The sequence below is a fragment of the Zoogloea sp. GDB6 genome (assembly GCF_056724105.1).
This window is the reverse complement of sequence record NZ_CM161497.1, coordinates 3,495,181-3,521,946: the sequence shown is the minus strand read 5'-3', so window position 1 is coordinate 3,521,946 and position 26,766 is coordinate 3,495,181. Positions and strand designations below refer to the sequence as shown.

24 protein-coding genes are annotated in these 26,766 nt (G+C 68.7%); 22 read left to right on the top strand and 2 right to left on the bottom strand.

All coding sequences use genetic code 11. The features are described from left to right. Positions 1 to 134: 134 nt before the first annotated feature. From AC1PQG_RS16020 to AC1PQG_RS15955, 14 genes are all read left to right on the top strand, one after another. Positions 135 to 2,483 (top strand): DUF1549 and DUF1553 domain-containing protein, encoded by a 2,349-nt coding sequence (locus AC1PQG_RS16020; RefSeq protein WP_481118811.1) that lies wholly within the window; start codon positions 135 to 137, stop codon positions 2,481 to 2,483. Between the two features lie 34 nt (positions 2,484 to 2,517). After that, on the top strand, positions 2,518 to 3,969 hold the full coding sequence (locus tag AC1PQG_RS16015) for a DUF1501 domain-containing protein (protein ID WP_481118810.1): 1,452 nt from the start codon (positions 2,518 to 2,520) through the stop codon (positions 3,967 to 3,969). Between the two features lie 107 nt (positions 3,970 to 4,076). Further along, complete coding sequence (locus AC1PQG_RS16010; protein WP_481118809.1) at positions 4,077 to 4,661, top strand: peroxiredoxin; 585 nt, start codon at positions 4,077 to 4,079, stop codon at positions 4,659 to 4,661. 16 nt (positions 4,662 to 4,677) lie between these two features. After that, entirely contained in the window at positions 4,678 to 5,409 is a 732-nt protein-coding gene (locus tag AC1PQG_RS16005) for a c-type cytochrome (RefSeq protein ID WP_481123022.1), read from the top strand. A gap of 214 nt (positions 5,410 to 5,623) precedes the next feature. Next, positions 5,624 to 5,803, top strand: a complete 180-nt coding sequence (locus AC1PQG_RS16000; RefSeq protein ID WP_481118808.1) for a hypothetical protein — start codon at positions 5,624 to 5,626, stop codon at positions 5,801 to 5,803. A 31-nt stretch (positions 5,804 to 5,834) separates the two neighbouring features. Next, positions 5,835 to 8,312, top strand: coding sequence for a DUF1549 and DUF1553 domain-containing protein (locus AC1PQG_RS15995; protein WP_481118807.1), 2,478 nt, complete (start codon positions 5,835 to 5,837; stop codon positions 8,310 to 8,312). A gap of 36 nt (positions 8,313 to 8,348) precedes the next feature. Next, the gene (locus AC1PQG_RS15990) at positions 8,349 to 9,794 is read left to right on the top strand and encodes a DUF1501 domain-containing protein (RefSeq protein WP_481118806.1); all 1,446 of its coding nucleotides are present in this window, start codon (positions 8,349 to 8,351) and stop codon (positions 9,792 to 9,794) included. 67 nt (positions 9,795 to 9,861) lie between these two features. After that, positions 9,862 to 10,245: a hypothetical protein gene (locus tag AC1PQG_RS15985; RefSeq protein ID WP_481118805.1), complete on the top strand. Its 384-nt coding sequence runs from the start codon at positions 9,862 to 9,864 to the stop codon at positions 10,243 to 10,245. A gap of 4 nt (positions 10,246 to 10,249) precedes the next feature. After that, a complete protein-coding gene (locus tag AC1PQG_RS15980) occupies positions 10,250 to 10,831 on the top strand; it encodes a peroxiredoxin (RefSeq protein ID WP_481118804.1) in 582 nt (193 codons plus the stop codon). Further along, positions 10,828 to 11,238 (top strand): hypothetical protein, encoded by a 411-nt coding sequence (locus tag AC1PQG_RS15975; protein ID WP_481118803.1) that lies wholly within the window; start codon positions 10,828 to 10,830, stop codon positions 11,236 to 11,238. The genes AC1PQG_RS15980 and AC1PQG_RS15975 overlap by 4 nt, the downstream gene beginning before the upstream one ends. Before the next feature lie 14 nt (positions 11,239 to 11,252). Beyond that, positions 11,253 to 11,870, top strand: coding sequence for a c-type cytochrome (locus AC1PQG_RS15970; RefSeq protein WP_481118802.1), 618 nt, complete (start codon positions 11,253 to 11,255; stop codon positions 11,868 to 11,870). Positions 11,871 to 11,904: 34 nt separating this feature from the next. Continuing rightward, complete coding sequence (locus tag AC1PQG_RS15965) at positions 11,905 to 12,387, top strand: (2Fe-2S)-binding protein (RefSeq protein ID WP_481118801.1); 483 nt, start codon at positions 11,905 to 11,907, stop codon at positions 12,385 to 12,387. An 8-nt stretch (positions 12,388 to 12,395) separates the two neighbouring features. Continuing rightward, positions 12,396 to 14,642, top strand: a complete 2,247-nt coding sequence (locus AC1PQG_RS15960) for a xanthine dehydrogenase family protein molybdopterin-binding subunit (protein WP_481118800.1) — start codon at positions 12,396 to 12,398, stop codon at positions 14,640 to 14,642. Positions 14,643 to 14,677: 35 nt separating this feature from the next. Next, the gene (locus AC1PQG_RS15955) at positions 14,678 to 15,061 is read left to right on the top strand and encodes a DUF6491 family protein (protein ID WP_481118799.1); all 384 of its coding nucleotides are present in this window, start codon (positions 14,678 to 14,680) and stop codon (positions 15,059 to 15,061) included. Positions 15,062 to 15,130: 69 nt separating this feature from the next. On the opposite strand, the gene AC1PQG_RS15950 is transcribed toward AC1PQG_RS15955, so the two are convergent. Both AC1PQG_RS15950 and AC1PQG_RS15945 read right to left on the bottom strand, forming a co-directional pair. Beyond that, positions 15,131 to 15,832, bottom strand: coding sequence for a hypothetical protein (locus tag AC1PQG_RS15950; protein WP_481118798.1), 702 nt, complete (start codon positions 15,830 to 15,832; stop codon positions 15,131 to 15,133). Positions 15,833 to 15,844: 12 nt separating this feature from the next. After that, positions 15,845 to 18,895 (bottom strand): ExeM/NucH family extracellular endonuclease, encoded by a 3,051-nt coding sequence (locus AC1PQG_RS15945; RefSeq protein ID WP_481118797.1) that lies wholly within the window; start codon positions 18,893 to 18,895, stop codon positions 15,845 to 15,847. A gap of 221 nt (positions 18,896 to 19,116) precedes the next feature. Between AC1PQG_RS15945 and gspG the strand changes: the two genes are divergently transcribed. From gspG to AC1PQG_RS15905, 8 genes are read left to right on the top strand one after another with little or no spacing between them, the layout of a single operon-like run. Further along, positions 19,117 to 19,563, top strand: coding sequence for a type II secretion system major pseudopilin GspG (gspG, locus tag AC1PQG_RS15940; protein ID WP_481118796.1), 447 nt, complete (start codon positions 19,117 to 19,119; stop codon positions 19,561 to 19,563). A gap of 3 nt (positions 19,564 to 19,566) precedes the next feature. Further along, positions 19,567 to 20,742 carry a type II secretion system F family protein gene (locus AC1PQG_RS15935; RefSeq protein WP_481118795.1) on the top strand — a complete coding sequence of 392 codons (1,176 nt, stop codon included), beginning with the start codon at positions 19,567 to 19,569 and terminating at the stop codon, positions 20,740 to 20,742. Further along, positions 20,739 to 22,265: a GspE/PulE family protein gene (locus AC1PQG_RS15930; RefSeq protein ID WP_481118794.1), complete on the top strand. Its 1,527-nt coding sequence runs from the start codon at positions 20,739 to 20,741 to the stop codon at positions 22,263 to 22,265. Before AC1PQG_RS15935 ends, AC1PQG_RS15930 begins: the two co-directional genes overlap by 4 nt. Next, a complete protein-coding gene (locus AC1PQG_RS15925) occupies positions 22,246 to 22,953 on the top strand; it encodes a hypothetical protein (protein ID WP_481118793.1) in 708 nt (235 codons plus the stop codon). The genes AC1PQG_RS15930 and AC1PQG_RS15925 overlap by 20 nt, the downstream gene beginning before the upstream one ends. Beyond that, positions 22,950 to 23,495: a PilN domain-containing protein gene (locus AC1PQG_RS15920; protein WP_481118792.1), complete on the top strand. Its 546-nt coding sequence runs from the start codon at positions 22,950 to 22,952 to the stop codon at positions 23,493 to 23,495. The genes AC1PQG_RS15925 and AC1PQG_RS15920 overlap by 4 nt, the downstream gene beginning before the upstream one ends. Beyond that, positions 23,492 to 24,058, top strand: coding sequence for a hypothetical protein (locus AC1PQG_RS15915; protein ID WP_481118791.1), 567 nt, complete (start codon positions 23,492 to 23,494; stop codon positions 24,056 to 24,058). Before AC1PQG_RS15920 ends, AC1PQG_RS15915 begins: the two co-directional genes overlap by 4 nt. Beyond that, a complete protein-coding gene (locus AC1PQG_RS15910) occupies positions 24,055 to 24,528 on the top strand; it encodes a hypothetical protein (protein ID WP_481118790.1) in 474 nt (157 codons plus the stop codon). Before AC1PQG_RS15915 ends, AC1PQG_RS15910 begins: the two co-directional genes overlap by 4 nt. Further along, complete coding sequence (locus AC1PQG_RS15905) at positions 24,525 to 26,762, top strand: secretin N-terminal domain-containing protein (protein WP_481118789.1); 2,238 nt, start codon at positions 24,525 to 24,527, stop codon at positions 26,760 to 26,762. The genes AC1PQG_RS15910 and AC1PQG_RS15905 overlap by 4 nt, the downstream gene beginning before the upstream one ends. Positions 26,763 to 26,766 lie beyond the last annotated feature (4 nt).

Sequence of the window (26,766 nt, the reverse complement as noted above, 5' to 3'; positions counted from 1 at the left end):
CCTTCGAGGTGTTGCCTTTCACCGGACTTCCGTGACGCCCTGTCTATTTCCAGGAATTGCATCGGGTGGTGGCCGGCGTGTTCGCCAGTCCGACGCTTTTCGGTTGTCGTTAAATGGCCTTTGGGAGTTGGTTGATGTCAAAAAGAAAAGGGATCTATATTGCGGTTGCCCTGGCAGTCGGCGCGTCCGCCATTCACGCGGAAGGGGATGGCAAGGCTGCGGCGGCGCCCGCGACGGTAGCTGCCAAGGCGGTACCGAATGGCTGGGCCTATCAGCCGGTGAAGGAGCAGCAGGCGCCCGCGGTGAAGCAGCAGAAGTGGGTGCGCACGCCGATCGATGCGTTCGTGCTGGCCCGTCTCGAGGAAAACGGCATCAAGCCCTCGTCGGAAGCCGACCGCGCCACCTTCATCCGCCGCGCAACGCTCGATGCCTGGGGTTTGCTGCCCACGCCGGAGGAGGTCAAGGCCTTCGTCAATGACAAGTCGCCGAACGCCTACGAAAAGCTCGTCGACCGCCTGCTGGCCTCCCATCACTTCGGCGAGCGCCAAGCCCGCCGCTGGCTCGACCTGGCCCGCTACGCCGACAGCTCCGGCTTCCAGAACGATGCGACTCGCCCGAACAACTGGCGCTATCGCGATTACGTGATCAAGGCCTTCAACGACGACAAGCCTTTCGACCGCTTCATCCGCGAACAGGTGGCCGGCGACGAGCTGTGGCCGGACAGCCAGGAGGCCAAGATCGCGACCGGCTTCATCGCCGGTTATCCGGACAACGCCAACTCCCGCGACCTGGTGCAGCGCAAGTACCAGATCACCACCGACATCACCGACACCATCGGCGAGACCTTCCTGGCGTCCACGATCGGCTGCGCCCGCTGCCACAACCACAAGTCCGACAAGGTCAGCCAGAAGGAGTACTTCCAGCTGCAGGCCTTCCTCGCCAATACGTCCTTCGACCAGCGCACGCCGCTGGCCAAAGGCACCGAAACCCCCTGGGACAAGAAGTTCGCCGAGCAGCAGGCCAAGTACCGCGAGGCCACCAAGGAGATCCGCGACAAGCAGGCAGCGATCCTCAAGCCTTACCGTGAAGCAGCCATCAAGTACCAGAAGGAGCGTTACCTCACCGACAGCCGCGAATCGATCTTCAAGCCCGAGAGCGAATGGAATGCCCTCGACCGCTGGGTGAATTTCCGCCACAAGACCGTCTTCAACCCGGATACCGATACCGCCGGCTACCTGCGCCTGACCGCCGAGAACAAGGATCACCAGGATTACTCGCCCGATCGCGTGGCGGCCTGGAAGGAGTATCAGAAGCTGCAGGCGGAGCTGCGCAAGTTCGACAACCTGCGCCCGATCAGCGGTTCGGTGAACCTCACCGCCGCGACGGAGCTGGGCCATTCCGACTCGCCGCCGACCTTCGTGCGCTTCGGTGGCATCCATGAGCGTCCGACCGAGGAAGTGCAGCCCGGCATCCCGACCCTGTGGGGCGGCGACAAGCTCGACATCAAGCCGACCGCCACCTCGTCCGGCCGCCGCACCGCCTACGCCAACTGGCTGGCCAGCCCCAACAACCCGCTGACGCCGCGGGTCTACGCGAACCGCGTGTGGAGCCAGTATTTCGACAAGGGCATCGTGCCGACCGTCGCCGACTTCGGCCGTGCCGGCGAGAAGCCGACCAATCCGGAACTGCTCGACTACCTGGCCAGCACCTTCGTGAAGAACGGCTGGAGCGTCAAGAAGCTGCACAAGGAGATCCTGCTGTCGGCGGTCTATCGCCAGTCGTCCGAAGAGCGCGCGGACGTCGCCAAGCTCGATCCGAAGAACCAGCTGCTGGCGGTCTATCCGCGCAAGCGCCTGGAAGCCGAGGAAATCCGCGATGCGCTGCTGTACGCGTCCGGCCAGCTGACCGACGTGGTCGGTGGTCCGTCCGTCTTCCCGCCGATCGCCAAGGTGCTGGAAGGCGGCCAGGCCGACTTCGACGGCAACCGCCAATGGACCGTGTCCAAGGACAAGGCCGACTGGAACCGCCGCAGCATCTACATCTTCAGCCGCCGCAGCCTGCCGTACCCGCTGCTGCAGAACTTCGACCCGGCCAACCCGTCGCAGGCCCACCACAAGCGTGACGTGACCACCACTCCGCTGCAGGCGCTGACCCTGTTCAACAGCGACATCGTGGTGAATTGGTCGCAGGCGCTGGCTGGCCGGATCATCAACGAAGCGGGCAAGGAGCAGTCCGCCCAGCTCAGCCGCCTGTACCAGATCCTGTTCTCCCGCGAGCCGAACAAGACCGAGCTGGCGGCGCTGAAGGAGTTCCTGAACAAGGAAGAGGCGATCGTCCAGAAGAAGGTCGCTGACGGCAAGTTCGAGGCCGCGGTGCCCATCGGCCTGAAGGACCCGGGTGCCATCAACCCGGTGCGCGGCGCGGCCTTCGTGGATCTGGTGCACACCGTCGCCAACTCCAACGACTTCGCCTACCGCTTCTGATCGACCCCAACATCTGACGACAAGGAAAACAACCATGAGCATCAACCGTCGCGATTTCCTGCTCAAGAGCGGCCTCGGACTGGGCGCAGCTGCTGCGACCGGCTTCATCCCCGGTATCGGCTACATCAACGCGGCCACCGCCGCCGAACTGATCGACCCGCTGGCAGCCAAGCAGCCGCACTTCCCGGGCAAGATCAAGTCGGTGATCTGGCTGCATCAGAACGGGGCGCCTTCCACCCTTGACCTCTATGACTACAAGCCTGAGCTGGAGCGCCTGGCCGGTACGCCGGTGCCGGCGTCCTTCCTGAAGGGCATCAAAACCTCCACCCAGGGTGGTGTCAGCAAGCTGTTTGCCTCCAAGGAACGGACGTGGAAGCAGTACGGCCAGAGCGGTGCGTGGTTCTCCAACCTGCTGCCCAACCTGGCCCAGCACGCCGACACGCTGACCTTCATCAAATCCAGCGTGACCGTCGGCGCTACTCACGACATCTCCATCCTCAAGCTCAACACCGGCGACCTGAATCCGGGCCGTCCGTCGCTGGGCGCATGGATCACCTACGCGCTGGGCTCCCTGAACCCGGATCTGCCGCCCTACGTGGTGCTCTACAACGGCGAGCAGGAACCCAGCGCCGGCTCGGTGAACTGGAGCTCCGGCTTCCTGCCGGCGGTCTATCAGGGCACCGCCTTCCGTCCGGGCGAGTCCCCCATCCTGTACCTGGAGCGCCCGGACCTGCGCTCCGCCGCACAGCAGCGCGCGTCGCTGGACCTGCTGAAGCAACTCAACCGCTTCGGTGGCGATCGTCGCCCGTCCGACACCGAGCTGCGCGCCCGTCTGGAGTCTTACGAGCTGGCCGACCGCATGCAGGCAGCCGCGCCGGCGGCGGTGGATCTCTCCAAGGAGTCCGAAGCCACCCTCAAGCTGTACGGCATCGACGACCCGACCAGCGAGAGCTACGGCAAGGTGCTGCTGCGTGCCCGCCGCCTGGTGGAGCGCGGTGTGCGCTTCGTGCAGGTGGTGTCCGGCTACCCCAGCAACATCTCCGACCAGGAGCGCCGCAGCTGGGACGCCCACAGCGACCTGGACGGCAACCACGCCACCCAGGCGCGCATGGTGGACAAGCCCATCGCCGGCCTGCTGACCGACCTGAAGGCCCTCGGCTTCCTCGACACCACGCTGGTGGTGTGGGCCTCCGAGTTCTCCCGCACCTCGTGGGGCGAGAGCGGCACCGGCCGCGACCACAACCCGTGGGGCTACACCCAGTGGCTGGCCGGCGGCGGCCTGAAGGCCGGCTTCACCTACGGTGAGACCGACGAGATCGGCCTGCAGGTGGCGGACAAGGAAAAGGGCGTGGATACCTACGACCTGCACGCCACCGTGCTGCACCTGATGGGCCTCGACCACCTCAAGACCACCTTCCTGAACAACGGCCGCTCCGAGCGTCCGACGGTGGTCTACGGCAAGGTCGTCAAGGAAGTGCTGGCCTAAGCGCTGGCGCTGCCGGGCGGGTGCCGGGACAACCGGCGCCCGCCATTCCTGCAGGGTGGCGCAGTGCGCCATCCGACGAACAACATAATTCCCCAATTGGATCCCGCATGAAGCGATCTCTACTGTCCGGCCTGCTGCTCGCCGGCGTGCTCGCGGCGCCCGCGTTCGCGGCCCTCAACGAGGGCGACAAGGCACCGGAATTCAGCGCCCAGGCTTCGCTGGCAGGCAAGGCCTTCAACTACTCCTTCCGCGACGCGCTCAAGAAGGGGCCGGTGGTGGTCTATTTCTACCCGTCGGCCTTCACCGGCGGCTGCAACCTGCAGGCCCACACCTTCGCCGAGAACATCGACAAGTTCAGCGCCGCCGGTGCGACGGTGATCGGCGTGTCCCTCGACAGCATCAAGCGGCTCAACGCCTTCTCGGCAGACCCGCAATATTGCGCCAGCAAGGTTGCGGTGGCATCCGATCCGGACGGCAAGATCGCCAAGTCCTTCAATCTGGCCGTGGCCGACGTGCCGGCCGGGCGCAAGGACACCCGCGGCGAGGACATCGACCACGGCCGCGTGGACCGCGTGACCTTCGTCGTTGGGTCGGATGGCCAGGTCGCCGCGACGATCGGCGGCGTGGCACCGGTGGAGAACGTCGAGAAGGCGCTCGAGACGGTGACGCGGCTGGCGTCCGCAAGGCGCTGAGGGTCATCGTTTGAGTGTGAAAGTTCGCAAGGCTCCGGGCCTGGCCTGGGGCGCGGGAGGCTGCGCCGCCGTGTTGCTGGCAGCCTTCCTGTCCGGGCCGGTGGCGGCCCAGGCAATGAAGAGCAAGGGGAAGCCGGTAACGGGGGCGGCGCCTGTCGTGGCCGCCTCCGCACCGCGTGGCGGCGATCCGCTTGCCGGCGCCCGCAAGTCGGACGACGAGCGCTGCCAGGAGTGCCACGGAGTCGACGGGCATGGCTTCGACCAGAGTGCCAGCTCCGAGGGCCGGCACCCCAAGCTCGGCGGCCTGCCTGCCGACTACATCGTCAAGCAGATTGCGGATTTCCGCAGCGGCGCGCGCAAGCACGATGTGATGACGGTGATGGCGCGGACCGTCGATCCGGCCGACATCGCGGACATCGCCGCGTACTTCGCCAGCCAGAAGGCGATGGCGGGTGACGGCAAGGGCGACGATCCGCTGGGGCGGAAGCTCTTCGAGGGGGGTGACCCGGCCCGCGGCGTGGATGCTTGCGTGGCCTGCCACGGACCGGCCGGGAAGGGCATCGCCGGCCTGGGTGCCGCCTCGCCGCCGATCGGCGGGCAGGAGTGGCGCTACCTGGAGAAGCAGCTGCTCGACTGGCGTAGCGGCGACCGCAGCAACAGCCGCGACGGGGTGATGAACCGCATCGCCAAGTCCCTCAGCGACGAGGAGGTGAGGGCGCTGGCGAACTACCTGTCCGCGCAGCGCTGACGCGACACTGCGTGGGGCGATGCAGCGCCTGTTGGCGGTGCAGCATTTGCGCTGCGCGCGGTGCTGGCCGCGCAGCAGGCCGGCGGTTCAGCCGTCGTCGCGGAGGCCGTCGGGAGGGATTTCCCCCGGGTTTTGGAGATTTTGTAAGCGATTGAAAAATTGAATTCTTGATTGCCATTCAATGACCATGGAATCCATGCCGGTATGAAGCGGCATGGATTCTGCTGAAAGCCTGCATGCCGATGCGCACGCGTCGGCTCATCCAATCTGTCATTGGAAGGTTCACGGCAATGAAGAGCCCGCACTTGGCCATGTCGCCGACGCCGGCATCGATGGCGGCCGCTCCGGCTGCCCGCTGAACCGAATGCAGGTTTTCTATGCGTCGGTTCGGTGAAGAGTTGACGCAGGCACATGGAGTTGAAACGATGAAGAGAAAAGCCGCATCCCTGGCGGTGGCCTGGAGCCTGGTCGGGGTCATGAGTCTGGAGTCGGTGGCCGTGCTGGCCGCCGACGCCGCGCCCGACGCATCCGCCGAGCCGGCACGTCCTGCCCGCTCGGCCCAGAGCCAGCAGCACTGGGCCTACCAGGCCGTCGCGCGTCCAGCCACGCCGGCCGTGAAGGACGCCAAATGGGTGCGCAGCCCGATCGACGCCCACATCCTGGCCCAACTCGAAGCCAAGGGCATCAAGCCGTCCCCCGATGCGGACCGGGCCACGCTGATCCGCCGCGTCACGCTGGATACGTGGGGCATCATCCCGACCCCCGAGGAGGTCAAGGCCTTCGTCAACGACAAGTCGCCCAACGCCTACGAGAAGCTGGTGGACCGCCTGCTCGCGTCGCCGCGCTACGGCGAGCGCTGGGGCCGCCGCTGGCTCGACCTGACCCGCCACGCCGACAGTGACGGCTACAACACCGACGGCACCCGGCCCAACATGTGGCGTTACCGGGACTACGTCATCAAGGCCTTCAACGACGACAAGCCCTACGACGTCTTCATCAAGGAGCAACTGGCCGGCGACGAGCTGTGGCCTGACCGGAAGGACGCCCTGGTGGCGACCGGCTTCCTGCGCAACTTCCCGGACGAGATCAACGCCCGCGACCTCAACCTGAAGAAGCAGGAGATCGCCAACGACCTGACCGACACGGTCAGCTCGGTGTTCCTGGCCACCACCGCCAACTGCGCCCAGTGCCACAACCACAAGTTCGACAAGTTCAGCCAGAAGGAGTACTACCAGCTTCAGGCCTACTTCGTTAACACCAGCTTCCGCGACGACGTCACGCCGCTGTCCGGCAAGGAGCTGGCCGACTACTCGGCCAAGCTCGCCAAGTGGGAAGCGGCCACCAAGGACGTCCGCGCCAAGCAGGAAACCCTGCTCAAGCCCTACATCGACAAGCTGGAGGCGGACCGCCTGCTCGGCTTCGTGCCGGAGACCCGCGAGTCCATCACCAAGCCGGAAAACGAGCGCAACGCCTACGACCGCTGGATCTACCACCGCAACCTGTGGACCATGTCCGGCCGCACCCGCAACGCGGCCAACCAGATGAAGGAGAAGGACAAGACCCAATACGCGGAGTACGAGAAGGTAGTGGCCGAGCTGAAGAAGTTCGACGAGCTCAAGCCGAAGGACCCGGGCAACATCTCTACCGCCACCGAGCTCGGCCACAGCGATTCGCCGTCCACCTTCGTGCTCTTCAAGGGCATCTACGACCGCAAGCTGGAAGAAGTCCAGCCGGCGTTGCCGGCGGCCCTGTCCGGCGGCCAGAACCCGCAGATCGTGCCGACCGGCACTTCGTCCGGCCGGCGCACCGCGCTCGCCAACTGGATCGCCAGCCCATCCAACCCGCTCACCGCACGGGTGCTGGTGAATCGGGTGTGGAACACCTACTTCGGCCGCGGCCTGGTGGATACCGTCAACGACTTCGGCAAGATGGGCCAGAAGCCGGTCAATCCGGCGCTGCTCGATTACCTGGCCGACAGCTTCGTGAAGAACGGCTGGAGCGTGAAGAAGCTGCAGAAGGAAATCCTGCTGTCCAGCGTCTATCGCCAGTCGTCCGACCACCGCGAGGAGCTGGTCAGCATCGATCCGGAGGACAGGCTGCTCGCCTACTTCCCGCGCCAGCGCCTGGACGCGGAGCAGGTGCGCGACTCCCTGCTGTACGCCGCCGGCCTGCTCGAAGAGAAGATCGGTGGTCCGTCGGTGTTCCCGCCGGTGCCGGTCAATTTCGATAACCGCAATGCGTGGAAAGTCTCTGACAGCCTGGCCGACCAGCACCGCCGCAGCGCCTACATCTTCGTGCGCCGCAATACGCCGTATCCGCTGCTCGACACCTTCGACTGGGCCAACCCGCAGCTGGTCCATGGCCGCCGCGAGGTGACCACCACCGCGCCGCAGGCGCTGGCCCTGGTCAATAGCGACCTGGTCTTCGAATGGTCGAAGGCACTGGCCGGCCGTGTGATCCGCGAAGCGGGCGAGAACGACAACGCGCGCCTCGACCGTCTGTACCAGATCGCCTTCGGCCGCAACCCGGACAAGACCGAGAAGGACTCCCTGCTGGCCTTCCTGGACAAGGAAGAGAAGGTCGTCGCCGGTCAGATCTCCGGCGGAAAGAAGGTGGTTGCCCCGGTTGGCGCCAAGGATGCCGGCGTCGTGCGCGAGAAGGTGGACGGTCTCTTCAAGACGCTGTACGGCCGCAGCCCGGACAAGTTCGAGCGCGCCACGCTGCTGTCTTACCTGGACACCCAGCAGGCCAAGCTGGCAAAGGCGTCCGATGAGGACGGCGAAAGCAGCGCCGGCGGTGCCAAGGCAACGACCAAGGACAAGGCCAGCCCGGCCCGTAGCGCCGCCTTCGTGGAGCTGGTCCACGCCGTGGTGAACTCCAACGAATTCCTCTACCGCCTGTAAGCGCCGTACCGAGAACAAGGCAGGAACACATACATCATGACTCACGATCACAACGCCCGTCGTCGCTTCCTCGTCAATGCCGGCTATGGCATCGGCGCCTTCGCCTTCAGCGGCGTGCTGCCCGGCGGCGGCCTCATCTCCTCCGTGCAGGCTGCGGAATACCTCGACCCGCTGGCCCCCAAGCAGCCCCACCACACGCCCAAGGCCAAGGCGGTGATCTGGCTGCACATGGCCGGCGCCCCGTCTACCCTCGACCTGTTCGACTACAAGCCGGAGCTGGTCAAGCTGCACGGCCAGCCGCTGCCCGATTCCTTCTCCAAGAACCTCAAGACGGCCACCGACGGCGGCGTCGGCGCCCTCTACGCCACCAAGCGCACCTGGAAGCAGTACGGCGAGAGCGGCGCCTGGTTCTCCGACCTGGTGCCCAACCTGGCCCAGCACGCCGACAAGATCTGCTTCCTGAAGGGTAGCAAGACCGAAGGTTCGACCCACGTCATCGCGTCCCTCAAGCTGCACACCAGCGGCCTGGTGCCGGGCCGTCCGGCCCTCGGCTCGTGGATCCAGTACGGCCTGGGCACCAACAACCCCGACCTGCCGGCCTTCGTCGTGCTCGCCAACGGGCGCAGCACCGGCGGCGGCGGGCGCGGCCAGGTGATCTGGAGCTCCGGCTTCCTGCCGGCGGTGTACCAGGGCACGGCCTTCCGCCAGGGCGATTCGCCGATCATGTACCTGGACCGCCCGGCCGGCGTGTCCGACGCGGAACAGCGCAACACGCTGGAGCTGCTGAAGACCCTCAACCAGCGCACCACCGCGCGCTTCCCGGCGGATACCGAGCTGGAGGCCCGCTTGCGCTCCTACGACCTGGCTTACCGCATGCAGAAATCGGCGCCGGAGGCAGTTGACCTGTCCAAGGAGACCGACGCCACCAAGAAGCTCTACGGCCTCGACGACAAGGGCACGGTGGAATATGGCACCAACCTGCTGCGGGCCCGCCGCCTGGTGGAGAAGGGCGTGCGCTTCGTGCATGTGATCTCCGGCTCGCCGGACGACAGCCTGCCGGACTGGGACGCCCACAACAACATCGAGAAGAACCACGGCACGATGGCCAAGCTGGTGGACAAGCCGATCGCCGGCCTGCTTGCCGACCTGGAGGCCCGCGGCCTGCTGAAGGACACGCTGGTGGTGTGGACCTCCGAGTTCGGCCGCACGCCTTACGGCCAGACCGGCGACGGGCGCGACCACAACCCGTGGGGCTTCACCTCGTGGATTGCCGGCGGCGGCATCAAGGCCGGCTACACCCACGGGGCCACCGATGAGATCGGCCTGCGCGCCACGTCCGGCATCGTCGACACCTACGACCTGCAGGCCACGCTGCTGCACCAGCTGGGCCTCGACCACCGCAAGCTGACCTTCCAGTACCAGGGCCGCCAGGAGAAGGCGACGACCGTCTTCGGCGACGTGGTGCCGGAAATCATCACCTGACCGGCAACGGGGGGCGAGGGCAGGGGCCCTCGCCATGCCCGCCGGCATTCACCCTGAGCTTGACCCCATGTACAAGAAAAAACTGTTCCGCCTTGCCCTGACCAGCCTGCTTGCCACGACTGCGCTCACCGCCTCCGGGGCGGTGGACGAAGACTTCATGCGCAACGTGGAAGACACCTTCAAGAGCGCCGATGCCGCCATCGGCATCAAGGACGCCAAGACCGCCACCGCGGATGCCAAGGAGCTGGAGAAGCTCTTCAAGGAAGTGGCGGACCACTACGTGAAGAAAGGCGATGCCGAGGACGGCGTGAAGATGTCCCAGAAGAGCATCGACCTGTCCACCCGCATCGTGACCACCGTCGCCGCCAAGGATTTCGACAGCGCCGCCGCCGCGTCCGCCGAGCTCGGCCGGACCTGCAAGGCCTGCCACAACGTCTACAAGCAGGACTGACCCCATGAAGAAGACCCTCGTGATCGGCGCCTTGCTCGCCGCCCTGGCCGTGCCCGCCACCGCCGCCCTCAAGGAAGGTGACGCCGCCCCGGACTTCAAGGCCCAGGCTTCGCTGGCCGGCAAGGCCTTTTCCTATTCCCTGAAGGACGCCCTCAGGAAGGGGCCGGTGGTGGTGTACTTCTATCCGTCGGCCTATACCAACGGTTGCAACCTGCAGGCCCACACCTTCGCCGAGAACATGGACAAGTTCAATGCGGCAGGCGCCACCGTGGTCGGCGTGTCCCTGGACAGCATCGGCCGCCTCAACGAGTTCTCCGCCGATCCGGAGTTCTGCGCCGGCAAGCTGCCGGTCGCCTCGGATGCCGACGGCCGCATCGCAAAGTCCTTCGACATCGCGGTGCGCGAGGCGCGCAGCGGCGCCAAGGACACCCGTGGCAAGGACATCGACCACGCCTTCTCCGAGCGCACCACCTTCGTGATCCGGCCGGACGGCCGCGTCGCCGCCACGGTGGCCGGCCTCCAGCCTGTAGCCAACGTGGACAAGGCCCTCGAAGTGGTACAGACGTTGGTGGGCAGGGCACGTTGAAGCGCGTCTTTCCCCGCCTGCTGGCGGTTGCTGCCTTGAGTGCCGGTGTGCTCTGCGTCGGCACTGCGGCGGCTGACAGCATCCTCGAGTTCGACGTGTGGATGCAGAAGATCGACCGCCACAGCCAGTCGGTGCTGCTCGCCCTCAAGCGCCAGGACGCCGCGTCGGCCACCGCCGAGGCCCGCGAGCTGGAGCACCTGTACGGTTTGATGGAGCGCTTCTACGAGGCCCGCGGCGAGCACGACGATCCGTTGCTGCTGTCCTGGGACGGGCGTCAGCGGGCAGCCCGGGCGGCGAGCCTGGCGGAGCGCGGGGATTTCGCCGCGGCCTACGAGTCGGCGCTGGGTATCGCCCGCGATTGCCGGGCCTGCCACGATCGCTTCAAGCCGATCCGGCCGCTGGGGTGAGCGCGATGCGGCTTGTGTTTTCACTTCGTCTGCTGCTGCTCGGCGCCTTGTGCGCGGCCGGTAGCGCTGCCGCCGCAGACCGTCTTGGCGATCCGCAGGCCGGCAAGGCCTGGTCCGACGAGAACGTCTGCAAGGAATGCCACAACCCGGACGGCAACAGCACGGTGGCCGAATACCCGCGCCTGGGCGGCCAGCAGGCCGCCTATCTGTACAAGCAGCTGCGCGACTTTCGCGACGGCCGGCGCCGCAACGTGATCATGCAGGCGCTGACCCAAGAACTGGGCGACGCCGAGCTCGCCAACGTGTCCGCCCATTTCGCCGCCCAGCCGGTGATGAAGGGCGCCGTGCCGAGTACCAACGTGCTGGGGCGCAGCCTCTTTGAGCAGGGCGACGGCGCCCGCGGCATCCCGGCCTGCAGTGCCTGCCACGGTGCCGACGGCAAAGGGCGGGTGGCCGGCGGCCTGGCCTATCCGGCCATCGGCGGCCAGCACCGCTTCTACCTGCGCGGGCAGTTGCAGGACTGGCGCAGCGACACCCGCCACAACAGCCCGGACGGCGTCATGAACCACATCGCCAGGTCGCTCGGCGACAAGGACATCGAAGCACTGGCCGACTATCTTTCAGGCTTGTAGGGCGCGCCTTCAACCATCCGGACCGACCCATTCCATGAGCAAATACACCTTGTCCATCAACGGCCACAGCCGCAGCGTTGAAGCGGCGCCGGAAACGCCGCTGCTGTGGGTCCTGCGCGACAGCCTGTCGCTGCTCGGCACCAAGTACGGCTGCGGCATCGGTCAGTGCGGCGCGTGTACGATCCACTTGAACGGCGTGCCGGCCCGCGCCTGCATGACGCCGGTGTCCACTGTCGGCCGCAAGCAGGTCACCACCATCGAAGGGCTCGATCCGCAGGGCGAACACCCGCTGCAGCGGGCCTGGAAAGAGCTCGACGTGCCCCAGTGCGGCTACTGCCAGGCTGGCCAGATCATGACTGCCGCAGTGTTGCTGAAGGAGAACCCCCGCCCGAGCGACGAGGACATCGACGGCGCGATGGCGGGCAATCTGTGCCGCTGTGGCACCTATCTGCGCATCCGCAAGGGCATCCACCGGGCCGCCGAACTGGCCGCCGCCGACAAGAAGGGACGCAAATGAGGTCGCCAATGAACGCCCCCGATCTCGCCAGCGCCGGCCGCCGCAACTTCCTCCGCCAGTCCGCCGCGGCCGGTGGCGGGCTGGTGCTCGGCTTCTACCTGAACGGCACGACCCAGGCCGTCGAGCGGCTTGAAAAGCCCGCCGCCGGTGGTGCCGGGTTCAAGCCCAACGCCTTCATCCGCATCGGCCACGACGGCATCGTGACGCTGGTTTCCAAGCAACCGGAGATCGGCCAGGGCATCAAGACCTCGCTGCCGACGGTGATCGCCGAGGAGCTGGAGGTCAGCTGGAAGGACGTGCGCATCGTGCAGGGTGACCTGGACCCGGCCTACGGCCGCCAGAGCGCTGGTGGTTCCACGTCCACGCCGACCAACTACGAGGACTTCCGCCGCCTCGGCGCCGCGGCCCGGCTGATGCTGGTGGAAGCGGCTGCGCGCAGCTGGAAGGTGCCGGTCGGCGAGTGCTTCGCGGCGGATTCGGCCGTGCACCACCGCCCGACCAAGCGCAAGCTGGGCTACGGCCAATTGGTGGACGTGGCGGCGGCGCTGCCGGTGCCCGATCCGAAGAACGTGCAGGTCAAGGACCCGAAGGACTTCAAGCTGCTCGGCAAGCGCATCGGCGGCGTGGACAACCACCAGGTGGTCACCGGCCAGCCGCTGTTCGGCATCGACACCCAGCTGCCGGGCATGCTCTACGCGGTCTTCGAGAAAAGCCCGGTGTTCGGTGGCAAGATCCGCTCGGCCAACCTGGACGCGATCAAGGCGCTGCCCGGCGTGAAGGACGCCTTCGTGATCGCCGGCACGGACGACCTGCGCGGCCTGCTGCCCGGCGTGGCGATCGTCGCCGAGTCCACCTGGGCGGCGTGGAGCGCCCGCAAGCAACTGCAGGTGGACTGGGACGAAGGGCGCTTCGCCGACCAGAGCTGGTCCGGTTTCGTCGCCGAGGCCCAGCGTCTGTCCAAACGGGCTGGTGCCAGCGTGCTGCGCCAGGACGGCGACGTGGGCGCCGCGCTGGCCGGCGCCGCCAAGACCGTCGAGGCCGCCTACAGCTACCCCTTCATCTCCCACGCCAGCTTCGAGCCGCAGAACTGCACGGCCCACTACAAGGACGGCACGCTCGAACTGTGGGCGCCGACCCAGAACCCGGCCGCCGGCCAGGAGCTGGTCACCGCCACGCTGGGTATTCCGAAGGACAAGGTTGTCCTGCACATCACGCGCAGCGGTGGTGGTTTCGGCCGGCGCCTGTCGGCGGACTACATCGTCGAGGCGGCGGCCATCGCCCAGCGCGTGAAGGCGCCGGTCAAGCTGACGTGGACGCGGGAGGACGACCTGCGCCACGACCATTTCCGCCCGGCCGGCTTTCACTTCCTGCGCGGTGGCGTCGATGCCAAGGGTAGGCTGATCGCCTGGCACAACCATTTCGTGACCTTCGCCAACCCGGTGAGCCGTGACGGCAAGACCAGCCTGGTGCCGGGCAGCGGCGGCAGCCTGTCGGGCGACGAATTCCCCGGCCGCTGGGTGGACAACTGTCTGCTGGAGCAATCCGCCATCGAGTGCGGCGTGCCGATGGGCCCTTGGCGCGCGCCGGGCAGCTGTGTCTTCGCGTGGGTCTTCCACAGCTTCATCGACGAACTGGCCCACGCCGCCGGGCGTGACCCGCTGGAGTTCCGCCTCGACATCCTCGGCGACAAGGCCATCGTCGCCGGCAGCGGCGAGCGCGGCACGCCCTACGACGTCAGCCGCATGCGCCGCGTGCTGCTGCACGTGGCGGACAAGGCCGGCTGGGGCAGGAAGAAATTTCCGAAAGGGCAGGGCCAGGGCATCGCCTTCCATTTCAGCCACCGGGGCTACATCGCCCACGTCGCCGAGGTGACGGTGGCGAAGGACGGTAGCCTGAAGGTGGACCGGGTGGTGGTGGCCACCGACATCGGCGCGCAGATCGTCAACCTGTCCGGCGCCGAGAACCAGGTCGAAGGCTCGGTGGTGGATGGTCTCGGCACGCTGATGTTCCCGGAGCTCACCATCGAGCGCGGGCGCATCGTGCAGGGCAATTTCAACGACTACCCGCTGATCCGCATTGCCGATGCGCCGCCGAAGATCGAGGTGCATTTCGTGAAGACCGACTACCCTGTCACCGGCCTCGGCGAGCCGGCCCTGCCGCCGCTGGCCCCAGCGGTCTGCAACGCGATCTTCGCCGCCACCGGCAAGCGCGTCCGCCAGTTCCCGCTGTCGCGGACCGACCTGCGCTGGGGTTGAACGCTTTGCGCAACATGTCCTGAAGGAGGCTTCCGATGCGCTATGTGATCCTGCTGGTGTGGCTGGCCGTCATTGGCGTGGTCATCGGCTGGCTGGGCCTTGCCGCAGCGGAAGACGAGGCCGGTAAGAGCGAGCCGACCAACCCGCCGGAGCTCTCCATCCCGGCGGTCAACGGCCGCGGCATCCGCGACTGGGTGGCCGAGGATGACAGCACGCTGCTGGTCCAGGACAACTTCCGCAAGTGGTACAAGGTCCGCCTGATGGCGCCCTCGCGGCACCTGCTCCACGCCGAGAGCATTGGCTTCGTCACTGGGCCGTCGGGCATCCTCGACAACACAGGTGCGGTGGTGGTGCGCGGGCAGAAGACGCCGGTGGTGTCGATCACCGCCAGTGAAGGGCCGAAGCGCCAGCGGCGCTGAAGGGCGCTGCCTTGAGGTGGTTCGGCCATGCCGACGGGAAATGTCGGCATGGCCGTGCCGTGAGGCGTCTTACTTCTGCAGCTTGCGGCGGGCCAGCAGCGCCAGGCCACCGAGGCCCAGCGCCAGGCTGCCGGGCTCGGGCACCGGGTTGCTACCATCCAGGCGGATGTTGGCGAGGCTCAGGGACGAGGTGCCGACGTAGTCGTTCACATCGACGATGCCGAAGGCCAGGTCCACGTTGCCGTCGGCGGCGAAGGTGGTGCTGAAGTGGCTGCCGGTGGCGCCGCCGAGCACGTCGGCCAGCGTGATCAGGGTTTGGCCGATCAGCACGAAGGCGTAGTCGTTCATGCCGGTGAGCGGGTCTTCGTGGCTGGAGAACAGCCAGTCGAAGCTCAGCGTGTCGCCGGCCTTGACCGCCAGGGTCTGCTTCAGCGCCGAACCTTCGAAGGCCCAGATACCGTTGGCTGCGTCCGGATCGAGGCCGCCCAAGGGCAGGCCGACGAAGCTCTCCACGCCACCGGGCACGCCGACCGGTGCGGCGGCGGTGCCGGAGACGTTGAAGGCCCCAGCGCCGGCCGGCACGTCATCCACGTCCAGCGATGCGGTGGTAAGGGTGGCGCCGTTGACCGCCGCCACGTCGCCGAGGGGGGCCCAGCCGGTCAGGCCGGCGCCGAAGTTGCCATTGATCACCGCGGCATGGGCGGGGGCTGCCAGCACGCCGGCGGCCAGCAGGGCGGTAGCGCAGCGGGAAATCAGGGAGTGCAGTTTCATTGACGGTTTTCCTTATTGGGGAAGCTGTTGGACGATGAAGTCGCGGCGCAGGTCGATGGCGCTGACCGGCACGCCCTTCAGCAGCACCAGCGGGCGGGGTAGGGCGCTGCCGGCATCGCCATCGCTGTCGAACTGCACGCTGGTGCCGGCGGCGGTCTGGGCCAGTTTGAGCACGCCGCGGCCCAGGTTGTCGGAGGTGACGCCGAGCTGGCTGACGTCGATGCGGTCGCTGCCCGGCGTGAAGTCGGTAATGGTGTCGCCGGCTTCGCGCAGGCTGCGATACACGAAGATGTCGGCACCGCCGCCGCCGGTCAGCGTGTCGGCGCCGTCGCCACCGACGATGATGTCGTCGCCGGGCGTCCCGACCAGGGTGTCACGGCCGGCCGTGCCGTCGAGCTTCTTCCGCAGCTGCAGGCCGATCACCACCGGGTCGTGGTCCGACGAGCGGTAGGGCGTGGCGGAGTACAGGTCCGGCTCGCAGGCCGGGCAGGCGGGCTGCTTGAACTCCAGGTTGTAGTCGAGGAAGGAGGGTTCGTCGGCATTGATGTGCCAGTGGCCCACGCCGCCCATCTGGGTAGTCAGGGACGCGGTGGTCAGCGCGTGGTCGATGTAGCCCAGCTCGCCGTCGAAGACATAGGAATACGCGTTGCTCTCGTAGGCGGCGATCTGGTTCACCAGGCCGCCGGTGGTGAGGGCGTTGATCGGGTCTTCCTTGCCGTAGGCGTTCATGTCGCCGATCAGCACCACATCATCGTCGCCGGCGTTGCTCTTGACCTGCTCGACGAAGGACAGCAGGCGCGCGGCCTGCTGCAGGCGGCGGGCGTTGTAGCAGCCCTGGCCGTCGCCCTGGTCGAGGTCGGCGCCGCTGGCGTCGGTACAGCCCTTCGACTTGAGGTGGTTGACGATCACCGAGAACTTCTCGCCGTTGAGGGCGGCGAAGGTCTGGGCCAGGGGCGGGCGGCTATTGACCGCGTCCGGATCGGACAGCGATGCGCCGACGCGGGCGACGCTGGCCGGCTTGTAGATCAGCGCGACCTTGATCTCGTCCGTGCCGGTGCCGGTGGAAGGATCGGGCACCGCCGCGTAGGTGCCGGCGCCCATCGCCGCGTTGAGGCCGTTCACCAGGTCCTGGATGGCGCTGGTGCTGCCGTAGCCGTCGTTCTCGATCTCCATCAGGCCGACCACGTCGGCGTTGATGGCCTTGATCGCGCCGATGATCTTGGTGCGCTGGCGCTCGAACTCGGCGGCGGTCGTGGCGCCGCGAGCGGTCGGGAAGCCGCCGCCGGTGCCATTGCCGTTGAAGTAGTTGAGTACGTTGAAGCTGGCCACCTTCACGTTGCCGCCGACGCTGGCCGGCGTGGTGGTGCGCGGGTTGGCGCGGGTAAAGTTCACTGCCTCGGTGGGGTGCAGGCGGTAGTCGATGGCGGCCGGGCTGCTGGCGTTGATCGGGCCCTGGTCGAGCACGCCGACCAGCGGGCCGTTCACCGCGTCGCCGGCGCGCACGGTGTTGCCGGCGCCGATGTAGGGCGTCGGGCTGGGGTTCTGCAGGGACGAGCCGTCGTCCAGCACCAGCAGGCGGCGCTGGTTCTCGTCGGCCAGCGCGATGGCTTCCGGCGTGCCGGCGGCGTAGCGGTTGGTGGCCTTCTCGATGCGGCCGTTGGCCGCCAGGGTGAGCTGGCCGTAGCGGCCGAGGAAGTAGTTCTGGGCGACGCTCAGCGGGCTGACGATGCGCACCAGCATGCCTTCGTAGCGCTCCAGGTCGCCATTCACGGCTTCCGGCAGGCTGACATCCACCGGCTGGATGCTGTTGCCGGTGGAGAGCACGGTGACTGCGCTCGGGGCCGTCAGCTCGGTCAGGCCGTTGAATTCGGCCACCGTGCCCTTGACGGTGATGCGGTTGCCTACCGCCACGCCGGCCGGCATGGTGGCGCTGTTCACATAGACGAAGATGCCGTCGGAGGTGGCCGGGTTGCCGTCGCCGCTCGGGTCCTGCAGGTAGAAGCCCTTCAGGTTGGGGAACACCGCAGTGATCACGCCACCGGTGGTGAGGGTCTCGCCGGCGCGCGGGCTGGTCGGGCCGCTGCCCTGGATCTCATAGACCGGGGTGACGGCCGGCGCGGCGCCGACGCTCACGTCCACCGTGCAGCTGGCGCTCTGGGATTCGTTGTTGCTGAACTGCACCAGCACCGGGTAGTTGCCCACGGCGAGGCCGGCAGCCGCCTGCAGGCTCACGCTGGCGGTGCCGCCATCGGCCTCCGCCGGGGTGACCGGGCCGAGGCTGATGCCGGCGACCGGTGTGCCGACGATGGCGGCGCCGGTGACGATGCTGTCCGGATCGGTGGCGGTGAGCGTCACGCTGCCGGCGCTACCGACCTGCACGGCGAGCGGGCTGCAGCTCGTCACGATGGCGGCGTTCACCGGGGCGGACACGCACTGGTTGAGGGGCGAGCTGCTGTTGCGCGGCGAGGGTGCGCCGGTCGCGAAGTCGGTGCCGTTCTGGTCGGTGTCGCTGCAACCGCCGTTGGCGCGGAACAGGGCGGTGGTGCCGTTGGCGGCCGGCGCGGCGGCCGAGCCTTCCTTGAAGTTGGCGCTGCCGTAGCCCACCAGATCGACGATCTGGGCGCTTTGCTCGGCGGAGCACGGTGTGCTGCTGCCGTTACAGGCCAGGCCGGTGCCCACGTTGGCGAGGATCACCTTGCCGGCGCTGGCCGACAGGTTGAGGCTGCCGGTGGCATCCGGTGTCGGTACGGCGGTGCCGGTGGTGGCGGTGGCAAGGCGCACCAGCAGGTACTGGCCGGGCTGCAGCGTGCCGTTCACGGCGGCGACGCCGTTGCCGCTGAAGTTACCGGTGCCGGTGGCGCTGGCGTACTGCACCGACCAGTTGGACAGGTTGACCGCCGTGGCGCCGCGGTTGAACAGCTCCACGTAGTCGGCGTTGTAGGTGTTGCCGTTGCCGCCGTAGATCTGGCTGATGACGACGTCGGACGCGGCGGCGGCCAGGCTGCTGGCGGACAGCAGGCCGACGGCGCACAGGGCCGTGGCGAGACGATGGGGTGTGGGCATGGGGGCTCCGTGTTCTTTCTTGAGAGAGCCCGCCACTTTAGGCACCGCAGGCTACAGGGGGCGCCTTGTCAAAACGGCCAAAACTGGGCTGACCGGACCAGGCCGGGCGAATGATCGTGTAATGAAAATGGTGTATGCCATAAGACAGTGCGTAGGCGAAATGGAAGCTGTCGTCCGCCTTTCAAATTCCTGTCATGGAGCGCCGCTAGCCTTCGCCGGCTATGCATACGCCCGCTTTCCGTCCTGATCGTCCCCACCGTTCCCATCGCCCGCGGGGCTTCACGCTGCTCGAACTGCTGGTGGTGATGACCATCATCGGCCTGCTGGCCGGCTACGTCGGGCCCAAGTTCTTCGCCCACATCGGCAAGTCGGAGGTGAAGGCGGCGCGGGCGCAGATCGACGGGCTGGAGAAGGCGCTCGACCAGTACCGCCTCGACGTGGGCCGCTACCCGACGACCGAGGAAGGCCTGCGCGCCCTCACCGAGAAGCCGGCCGACGCCGCCCGCTGGGCCGGGCCCTACCTTAAGAAGGCGGTGCCCGACGACCCCTGGGGCAAGCCCTACCAGTACCAGCAGCCGGGCGAGCACGGTGAGTTCGACCTGTATTCCTTCGGCCGCGACGGCCAGCCCGGCGGCAGCGGCGAGGCCGCCGACGTCGTCAACTGGTGAGCCATGCGTTTCCGTGTTCGTGCCCTCGGGGCGGCATCGTCCGTGGTGGACATCGAGGTCGATGCCGCCGATGAAGCTGCCGCCCGCGCCCTGGCTGCCGAGCGTCGCCTGGCGGTGCTGTCGGTCGCGCCGCTGGGGCGGCCGGCCCGCGGCGCGCGCTTCCCGCTGATGCTCTTCAATCAGGAGCTGGTGGCCTTGCTGCGGGCCGGCATTCCGCTGGCCGACGCGCTCGGCGCCCTCGCCGAGAAGGAAGCCCGCCCGGCCCTGCGCGCGGTGGTGGACGCCCTCGGCCACGGGCTGCGCGAAGGCCGGACGCTGTCCGCTGCGCTGGAGGCCCAGCCGGCTGCCTTCCCGCCGCTCTACGTAGCGACCGTGCGCGCCGCCGAGCACACCAGCGACCTGGAGCCAGCCCTGTCCCGCTACGTGGCTTACCTGCGCCAACTCGACGCGATCCGCGGCACGCTGGTCGCCGCAGCGGTGTACCCGGCCCTGCTGCTGGTGGTGGGCGGCGCGGTCATGCTGTTCCTGTTGCTCTTCGTGGTGCCGCGCTTCGCGCAGGTTTTCGAGAGCGTCGGCGGCGAGCTGCCGTGGATGTCGCGCCTGCTGCTCGACTGGGGGCAACTGATGGAAGCCCACGGTGGGCTGATCGGCGGCGGTGTCGTGGCCGCGCTCGGCGGACTGGCCATGCTGGCCCTCCGCGCCGACAGCCGCGCCACGCTCCTACGCCTGGCCTGGCGTCTGCCGCGGCTTGGCGAGCGGCTGCGCGTCTTCGAGCTGGCGCGCCTGTACCGCACGCTGGGCATGCTGTTGCGCGGCGGTATCCCCGCGGTGGCGGCGATGGGCATGGTCGAAGGGCTGCTATCGCCGGTGCTGCGCCCCGGTCTGCTGGCCAGCCGCGCGGCGGTGCGCGAAGGGCAGGGCTTCACCGCCACGCTGCAGGCCCACGGCCTCGCCACGCCGGTGGCGCTGCGCATGCTGGCGGTGGGGGAGAAGGCCGGCAACCTGGGCGACATGCTGGAGTGCGCCGCCGACTTCCACGACCAGGACAACGCCCGCTGGCTCGAACTGGTAGCCCGCCTGGCCGGACCGCTGCTGATGCTGGTGATCGCGGTGGGCGTCGGCGTGGTGCTGGTGATGCTCTACCTGCCGATCTTCCAGGTGGCGGAGAGCATCCAGTGATCGCCGCCATCGGCCATGCCGAACTGTTCTCGCTGCAGCCCGACTTTGCCGCGCTGCCCTTCGACGACGCGCTGCGCCGCGACGCCTTCGCCGGCCGCGGGGACGACGGGCGGCTGCTGATCGCGCTCGCCGACCCGCAGGACGCCGACCTGCTCGACGGCCTCGGCGGCCGCCTCGCCGAGCCCTTCGCGCTGCGCCTGGCCCGCCGCGATGATCTGGCCGCCTGCCTGGCCCGCCACGCGGAATCCGGCCGCGTCGTCGCCGGCGTGCTCGGGGATGCCGCCGCCGCCCGCGTGGACGACGGCGAGGACCTGTCCCTGCGGCGCATCGCCAGCGACGCCAGCCCGGTGGTCAAGCTGGTCAACTCCACCCTCTACGACGCCATCCAGCAGGGCGCGAGCGACATCCACCTGGAGAGCGTGCCCGGCGGGCTGGTCGTCAAGTACCGGGTGGACGGCGTGCTGACCCGCGCCGGCGGCGCCCAGGGCAGCGAGCTGGCCGAGCAGGTGCTGTCGCGCCTCAAGGTGCTGGCCGAGCTGGATATCGCCGAGCGGCGCGTGCCCCAGGACGGACGCTTCAAGGTCCACGCCGCCGGCCGCCCGATCGACTTCCGGGTTTCCATCATGCCCAGCATCCACGGCGAGGATGCCGTGCTGCGCCTGCTCGACAAGGAACACCTGACCCGCGAGATGGCGGCGCTGACCCTCGAAACCCTCGGTTTCGACGCCGCTACCCGCGCCACGCTGCGCCGCCTCGCCATGGAGCCCTACGGCATGCTGCTGGTCACCGGGCCGACCGGCTCGGGCAAGACCACCAGCCTCTACGCCGTGCTGTCGGAAACCCACTCGGGGCAGGAGAAGGTCGTCACCATCGAAGACCCGGTGGAGTACCAGCTGCCCGGCGTGCTGCAGATCCCGGTGAACGAGAAGAAGGGCCTGGGCTTTGCCCGCGGCCTGCGCTCCATCCTGCGCCACGACCCGGACAAGATCATGGTCGGCGAGATCCGCGACCCGGAGACCGCCGAGATCGCCGTGCAGGCTGCGCTGACCGGCCACCTGGTGTTCACCACCGTGCACGCCAACAGCGTCTTCGACGTGATCGGCCGCTTCATGCACATGGGCATCGACCCCTACAACCTGGTGGCGGCCTTGAACGGTGTGGTGGCCCAGCGCCTGATCCGCGTGAACTGCCCGGCCTGCAGCGCCGATTGCACGCCCGACGCCGCGCTGCTCGCCGACTCCGGCCTGGGAGAGAACGGGGCGGTGAGCGGCTACCGCTTCCGCACCGGCAGCGGCTGCGGCGCCTGCCGCGGCACCGGCTACCGGGGCCGGCGGGCCATTGCCGAGGTGCTGATCCTCGACGACGAGCTGCGCGACCTGATCATCGCCCGCGCGCCGCTGCGCGAGCTGAAGACGGCCGCCCGTCGGCGCGGCTTTGCCAGCCTGCGCGATGCTGGCCTGGCCCTGGTCCGCGAGGGCCTCACTACCTTGCAGGAGCTGAACCGTGTCACTTTCGTGGCCTGAGCGCGCGACGCTGCACATCGGGCCGGACGCGCTGCGCCTGGAGCGGCGGGCCGGCGTGATCGAGCGGCCCCTCGTCGACGCCGACTGGGGCGCGGCGCTGGCCGCCTTGCCGGCCTTGCCGCGCTTCTCGCGCGTGCACGTCACCGTTGCCGATCGCCACGTGCGCTATTTGCGGGTGGCCTGGCCGCCTGGTCTGTCGGCGGACGAGCGACGGGGTTTTGTCGAACATCGCTTCGTCGAGGTTTTTGGTGCCGGCCCGTGGGCGGTGATCACCGACCGCAACGCTGCCGGGCCGCAGTGCATCGCTGCGGCGCTGCCTCTATGCCTGCGCGACGCGCTGCGGGACTGGGCGCGGGAGCGCCGAGTGAACCTATGTGCGGTCGAGCCAGCTTTCCTGGCCGATTTCAACCAGAGCCGTTGCCGGTTCCGTGGCGACGGGGCGTTTGCGCGGCAGGAACGCGGGCGCGTCACCATCGGGCTGTGGGTCGCCGGCGCGTGGCGGGCCTTGCGTAGCCTGCCGGTGGGCGAGGCCGATGGCCGCGCTGCGGTGGACGGCCTGATCGCGCTGCTCGCCACGCTGCCGGACGCACCGGCCGCCGGCACCTTCTACGTGGCCGCTGTGCTGCCGACGGACGCGCCGCTGCCGGCCGGCTGGACCCACGCCGGTTGCGCGGAGGACCGTCCGTGAGTCGCGCGGTGCCGGCGGCTGTAGACCTGGACTTCAGCGGCCGCCGCCGTCCGCCCGGTGCGCTCGGCTGGTTGATGTTGGCCTGCGGGGCGCTCGCCGCGCTCGGCGTGCTGCATGAGTTCGACATGGCTGAGACCCGTCTCGCCGAGGCGCGCCATGCCGATGAACGGGCGCGCCGGCAGAGCGCCGTGGCCCATCCGGTCCGACCACCGGTGGCGCCACTCACGGACCCCGAACGCCGCGCGGCCCTCGGCGTGGTGGCCGGCCTCGGTCGCGACTGGAACGCCTTGCTGGCGGCCCTCGAGAGCGCTGCCGACGATCCGGGCCTGGCCTTGCTGGCGCTGGATCAGGACGGCGCCAAGGGGCGCCTCAAGCTCAGCGGCGAGGCCCGCAACCTGCCCGAGGTCTTCGCCTTCGTGAAGCGCCTCGAAGCCATCCCGGCGCTGCGCGACGTGCGCCTGGCGGGCTACGCCTTCCGCCAGAACGGGCCGATCCAGGTTGTCGGTTTCGACCTGCAGGCCCGCTGGGAGGCGCAGCCGTGACGGCGCCGCGCCTCGCCGCCGGTCTGGCCACGGTACGGGCGGAAGCCCAGCGGATGCTGCGCGGCGCTGGCTGGGCCGGCGTGCTCGGCGTGGCGCTGACCGTCTTCGCGCTGGCCTTCGACATCAGCGGCAACCGGCCCCTCGCCGACGAAGCCGATACGCTGGAGCGCCAGACCCGCAGCCTGCTGCGCCAGCAGCGCCACACGGCGCCGCCACCGCCGACGGAGAGGGAGCGTCTCGACGCCTACTACCGCGCCTTCCCGGCCGGCGACGGCCTGCCCGACCTGCTGGTGCGCATCCATGGCTACGCGCTGGCCCGCGGCCTCGCCGCCGACAAGGCTGACTACCGCTCCACGCCGGTCGCCGGCACGCCGCTGGAGCAGGTGGCGCTGGAGCTGCCGCTGCACGGCCGCTACGCCGCGCTGCGCCTGTGGCTCGGCGACTTGCTGGCCGAACTGCCGGAGGTCGCCATCGATGGGCTGCTGCTGAAGCGCGCCGACATCGGCGCCGAGGAACTGGACGCGCGGGTCCGGCTGGTGATCTTCCTGCGGGGACGCTCGTGAAGCGCGCCCATGGGCTGGTCCTCGCGCTGGGCGCAGTCCTCGCCGCCGCCTGGTGGGCCGCCGGGCTGGACGACGCGGGCGAGGGCGACGCACGACCTGCGCGCAAGGCCGGTCGGGCACGTCCGGCCGCCATCCCGGCCACGCCGCTCGGCGAACTGCGCCTCGGCGCGCGTCTGCCGGCCGACGGACCACCGGGCGAACTCTTCCCCGCACGCAGCTTCCTGCCGCCGCCCCCGCCGCTGGTCGAAACCAAGCCCACTGCACCGCCGCTGCCCTACCGCTACGGCGGCGCGCTGGAGGACGGTGGCCCGCTGGCGGCCTTCCTGCTCGAGCGGGACGAAGTCCGCGCAGTGCGCCCCGGCGACGTGCTCGACGGCCGTTACCGGGTGACGGCGGTGAGCCGCCAGCGCATCGACTTCCTGTACCTGCCCCTCAACGAAACCCAGAGCCTGAGCACCGGCAATCCATGAAGCCACGACGTCCGTTCCTCCGCATCCTGTTTGCCGGGGTGCTCCTTGTGTTGTTGACCGCCTGCGCCGCCAATCCGGCCCTGGAGGCGAGCCGCCAGGCCTTTGCCAGCGGAGCCCCAGACGCGGCCCTGCGCGAGCTGCAGCAGAAGATCGCTGCCGACCCCGCCAACCTGGCGCTGCGCAGCTACTACCTGCGCCAGCGCGACCGCCTGACCCTGCGCCAACTGGCGGTGGCCGAGGAGGCGCGGGCCGGCGGCCGTTTCGAGGACGCCGAGGCGGCCCTGGTGCTGGCGCGCCAGTACGACCCGAATCACCCGCGGGTGGTCGCCGGGCTGGAGACGATCGCAGCCCAGCGCCAGCGCAACCGGATGGCGGCCGAGGCCGCCAAGCGCCTCGACGCGCAGGACTTCATCGGTGCCGAGCAGGCCGCCCGCAGCGTGCTTGCCGCCGAGCCCGGCCATGCGGTGGCGCGCGGCGTGATGCGCCGGCTCGACGAGCGTACTGCCGCCCGCGATCCGCTGCCGGTGGCGCTGAAGGGACCGCTCGCCAAGCCGATCACCCTCGAATTTCGCGATGCTCCGCTGCGCGGCGTGCTGGAGGTGCTGTCGCGGGAGTCCGGCCTCAACTTCGTGCTCGACAAGGACGTGCGGCCCGACACCAAGGTGTCGATCTTCGTGCGCCGCAGCAGCATCGACGATGTGCTCAAGCTGCTGGCGGCGACCCAGCAGCTCGAACGCAAGCTCCTCAACGACAACTCGATCCTGATCTACCCCAACACGCCGGCCAAGCAGAAGGACTACCAAGAGCTGGTGACGCGCAGCTTCTACCTCGCCAACGCCTCGCCCAAGCAGGCCATGGAGCTGGTCAAGCAGATGGTCAAGACCAAGGACGTCTTTGTGGAGGAGCGTTTGAACCTGCTGGTGATGAAGGACACCCCGGACGCGGTGCGTCTCGCCGAGCGGCTGATCGCCGGCCTCGACCTGGCCGAGCCGGAGGTGATGCTGGAAGTGGAGGTGCTGGAGGTCAGCCGCAACAAGCTGCTCGAACTGGGCCTGCGCTTCCCCGACCAGATCGGCTACGGCCTGCTGCAGCCCAACACCACCAGCGCGGTGACCACCACCACCGGCACCACCATCACCGAGAACCTGGGCGGCCAGCTGCTCAGCGGCAATGTGAACCTGCGCAACACCGGCGCGATGGTGCCCTACGTGGCCAACCCCGGCTTGCTGCTCAACCTGAAGGACCAGGACGGAGACTCCAACATCCTCGCCAACCCGCGCATCCGCGTGAAGAACCGGGACAAGGCGCGCATCCACATCGGCGAGAAGCTGCCGGTGTTCACCACCACCTCGACCGCCAACGTGGGCGTGTCGGCGTCGGTGAATTACCTGGACGTGGGCCTCAAGCTGGAGGTGGAGCCGTCGGTGCACCTGGACGAGGAGGTGGCGATCAAGGTGAATCTGGAGGTCAGCAGCGTGGTCAAGGAAGTCCTCGGCCCGTCCAACTCCCTGGCCTACCAGGTCGGCACGCGCAGCGCCGCCACGTCCCTGCGCCTGAAGGACGGCGAGACCCAGGTGCTGGCCGGCCTCATCAGCGACGAGGAGCGCAGTGCCGCCAACCGCCTGCCGGGCCTCGGCGATCTGCCCGGGCTCGGGCGGCTGTTCAGCAGCCAGCGTGACGTGGCCAACAAGACCGAGATCGTGCTGCTGATCACCCCGCGGGTGCTGCGCAACCTCAACCAGCCGGCGCTGGCCAGTGCCACCTTTGGCGCGGGGACGGAGTCGGCGGTCGGCGCCGCGCCGCTGCTGCTCGCGTCCGTGGCCGGGCCGGTCGGCGGAGCCCGGCGGGTCGAAGCCGCGCCTGCGCCGGCGGCGCTGCCGGTGGTGGCGACGCCGGCAGCCGTGTCGGCGGGCGAACTGCTGCTGGATGCTCCGGAGCAGGTCCGTCCTGGCGAGACCTTCGCGGTGCGCGTCAGCGGTGCGGTCGGGGAAGGGCGCCCGCTGTTGCTGGCCTACGACACGACACTGGTCGAACCCCTCGACCAGCCTGGCGAGGGCGGCGACGCGCTGGCCCTGCGCCTGCCGGCCAGCGGCAGCGTGGATGCGCGTTTCCGCGCCCGCGCCAAGGCCGTCGGCAATACCGTCTTCAGTCTGCTGGCGACCGACGCGCGCAGCGGCGGATCGGTCCAGCCGCTGAGCAGCCCCGCGCCGGCGCGAGTGCGCATCGCGCCCTGAGCCT

Excerpts from the sequence above, each read along its gene's own strand:
- AC1PQG_RS16020 (WP_481118811.1), top strand. The coding sequence starts at position 135 with ATGTCAAAAAGAAAAGGGATCTATATTGCGGTTGCCCTGGCAGTCGGC.
- AC1PQG_RS16015 (WP_481118810.1), top strand. The coding sequence starts at position 2,518 with ATGAGCATCAACCGTCGCGATTTCCTGCTCAAGAGCGGCCTCGGACTG.
- AC1PQG_RS16010 (WP_481118809.1), top strand. The coding sequence starts at position 4,077 with ATGAAGCGATCTCTACTGTCCGGCCTGCTGCTCGCCGGCGTGCTCGCG.
- AC1PQG_RS16000 (WP_481118808.1), top strand. The coding sequence starts at position 5,624 with ATGGATTCTGCTGAAAGCCTGCATGCCGATGCGCACGCGTCGGCTCAT.
- AC1PQG_RS15995 (WP_481118807.1), top strand. The coding sequence starts at position 5,835 with ATGAAGAGAAAAGCCGCATCCCTGGCGGTGGCCTGGAGCCTGGTCGGG.
- AC1PQG_RS15990 (WP_481118806.1), top strand. The coding sequence starts at position 8,349 with ATGACTCACGATCACAACGCCCGTCGTCGCTTCCTCGTCAATGCCGGC.
- AC1PQG_RS15985 (WP_481118805.1), top strand. The coding sequence starts at position 9,862 with ATGTACAAGAAAAAACTGTTCCGCCTTGCCCTGACCAGCCTGCTTGCC.
- AC1PQG_RS15980 (WP_481118804.1), top strand. The coding sequence starts at position 10,250 with ATGAAGAAGACCCTCGTGATCGGCGCCTTGCTCGCCGCCCTGGCCGTG.
- AC1PQG_RS15965 (WP_481118801.1), top strand. The coding sequence starts at position 11,905 with ATGAGCAAATACACCTTGTCCATCAACGGCCACAGCCGCAGCGTTGAA.
- AC1PQG_RS15960 (WP_481118800.1), top strand. The coding sequence starts at position 12,396 with ATGAACGCCCCCGATCTCGCCAGCGCCGGCCGCCGCAACTTCCTCCGC.
- AC1PQG_RS15955 (WP_481118799.1), top strand. The coding sequence starts at position 14,678 with ATGCGCTATGTGATCCTGCTGGTGTGGCTGGCCGTCATTGGCGTGGTC.
- AC1PQG_RS15950 (WP_481118798.1), bottom strand. The coding sequence starts at position 15,832 with ATGAAACTGCACTCCCTGATTTCCCGCTGCGCTACCGCCCTGCTGGCC.
- AC1PQG_RS15945 (WP_481118797.1), bottom strand. The coding sequence starts at position 18,895 with ATGCCCACACCCCATCGTCTCGCCACGGCCCTGTGCGCCGTCGGCCTG.
- gspG (WP_481118796.1), top strand. The coding sequence starts at position 19,117 with ATGCATACGCCCGCTTTCCGTCCTGATCGTCCCCACCGTTCCCATCGC.
- AC1PQG_RS15935 (WP_481118795.1), top strand. The coding sequence starts at position 19,567 with ATGCGTTTCCGTGTTCGTGCCCTCGGGGCGGCATCGTCCGTGGTGGAC.
- AC1PQG_RS15905 (WP_481118789.1), top strand. The coding sequence starts at position 24,525 with ATGAAGCCACGACGTCCGTTCCTCCGCATCCTGTTTGCCGGGGTGCTC.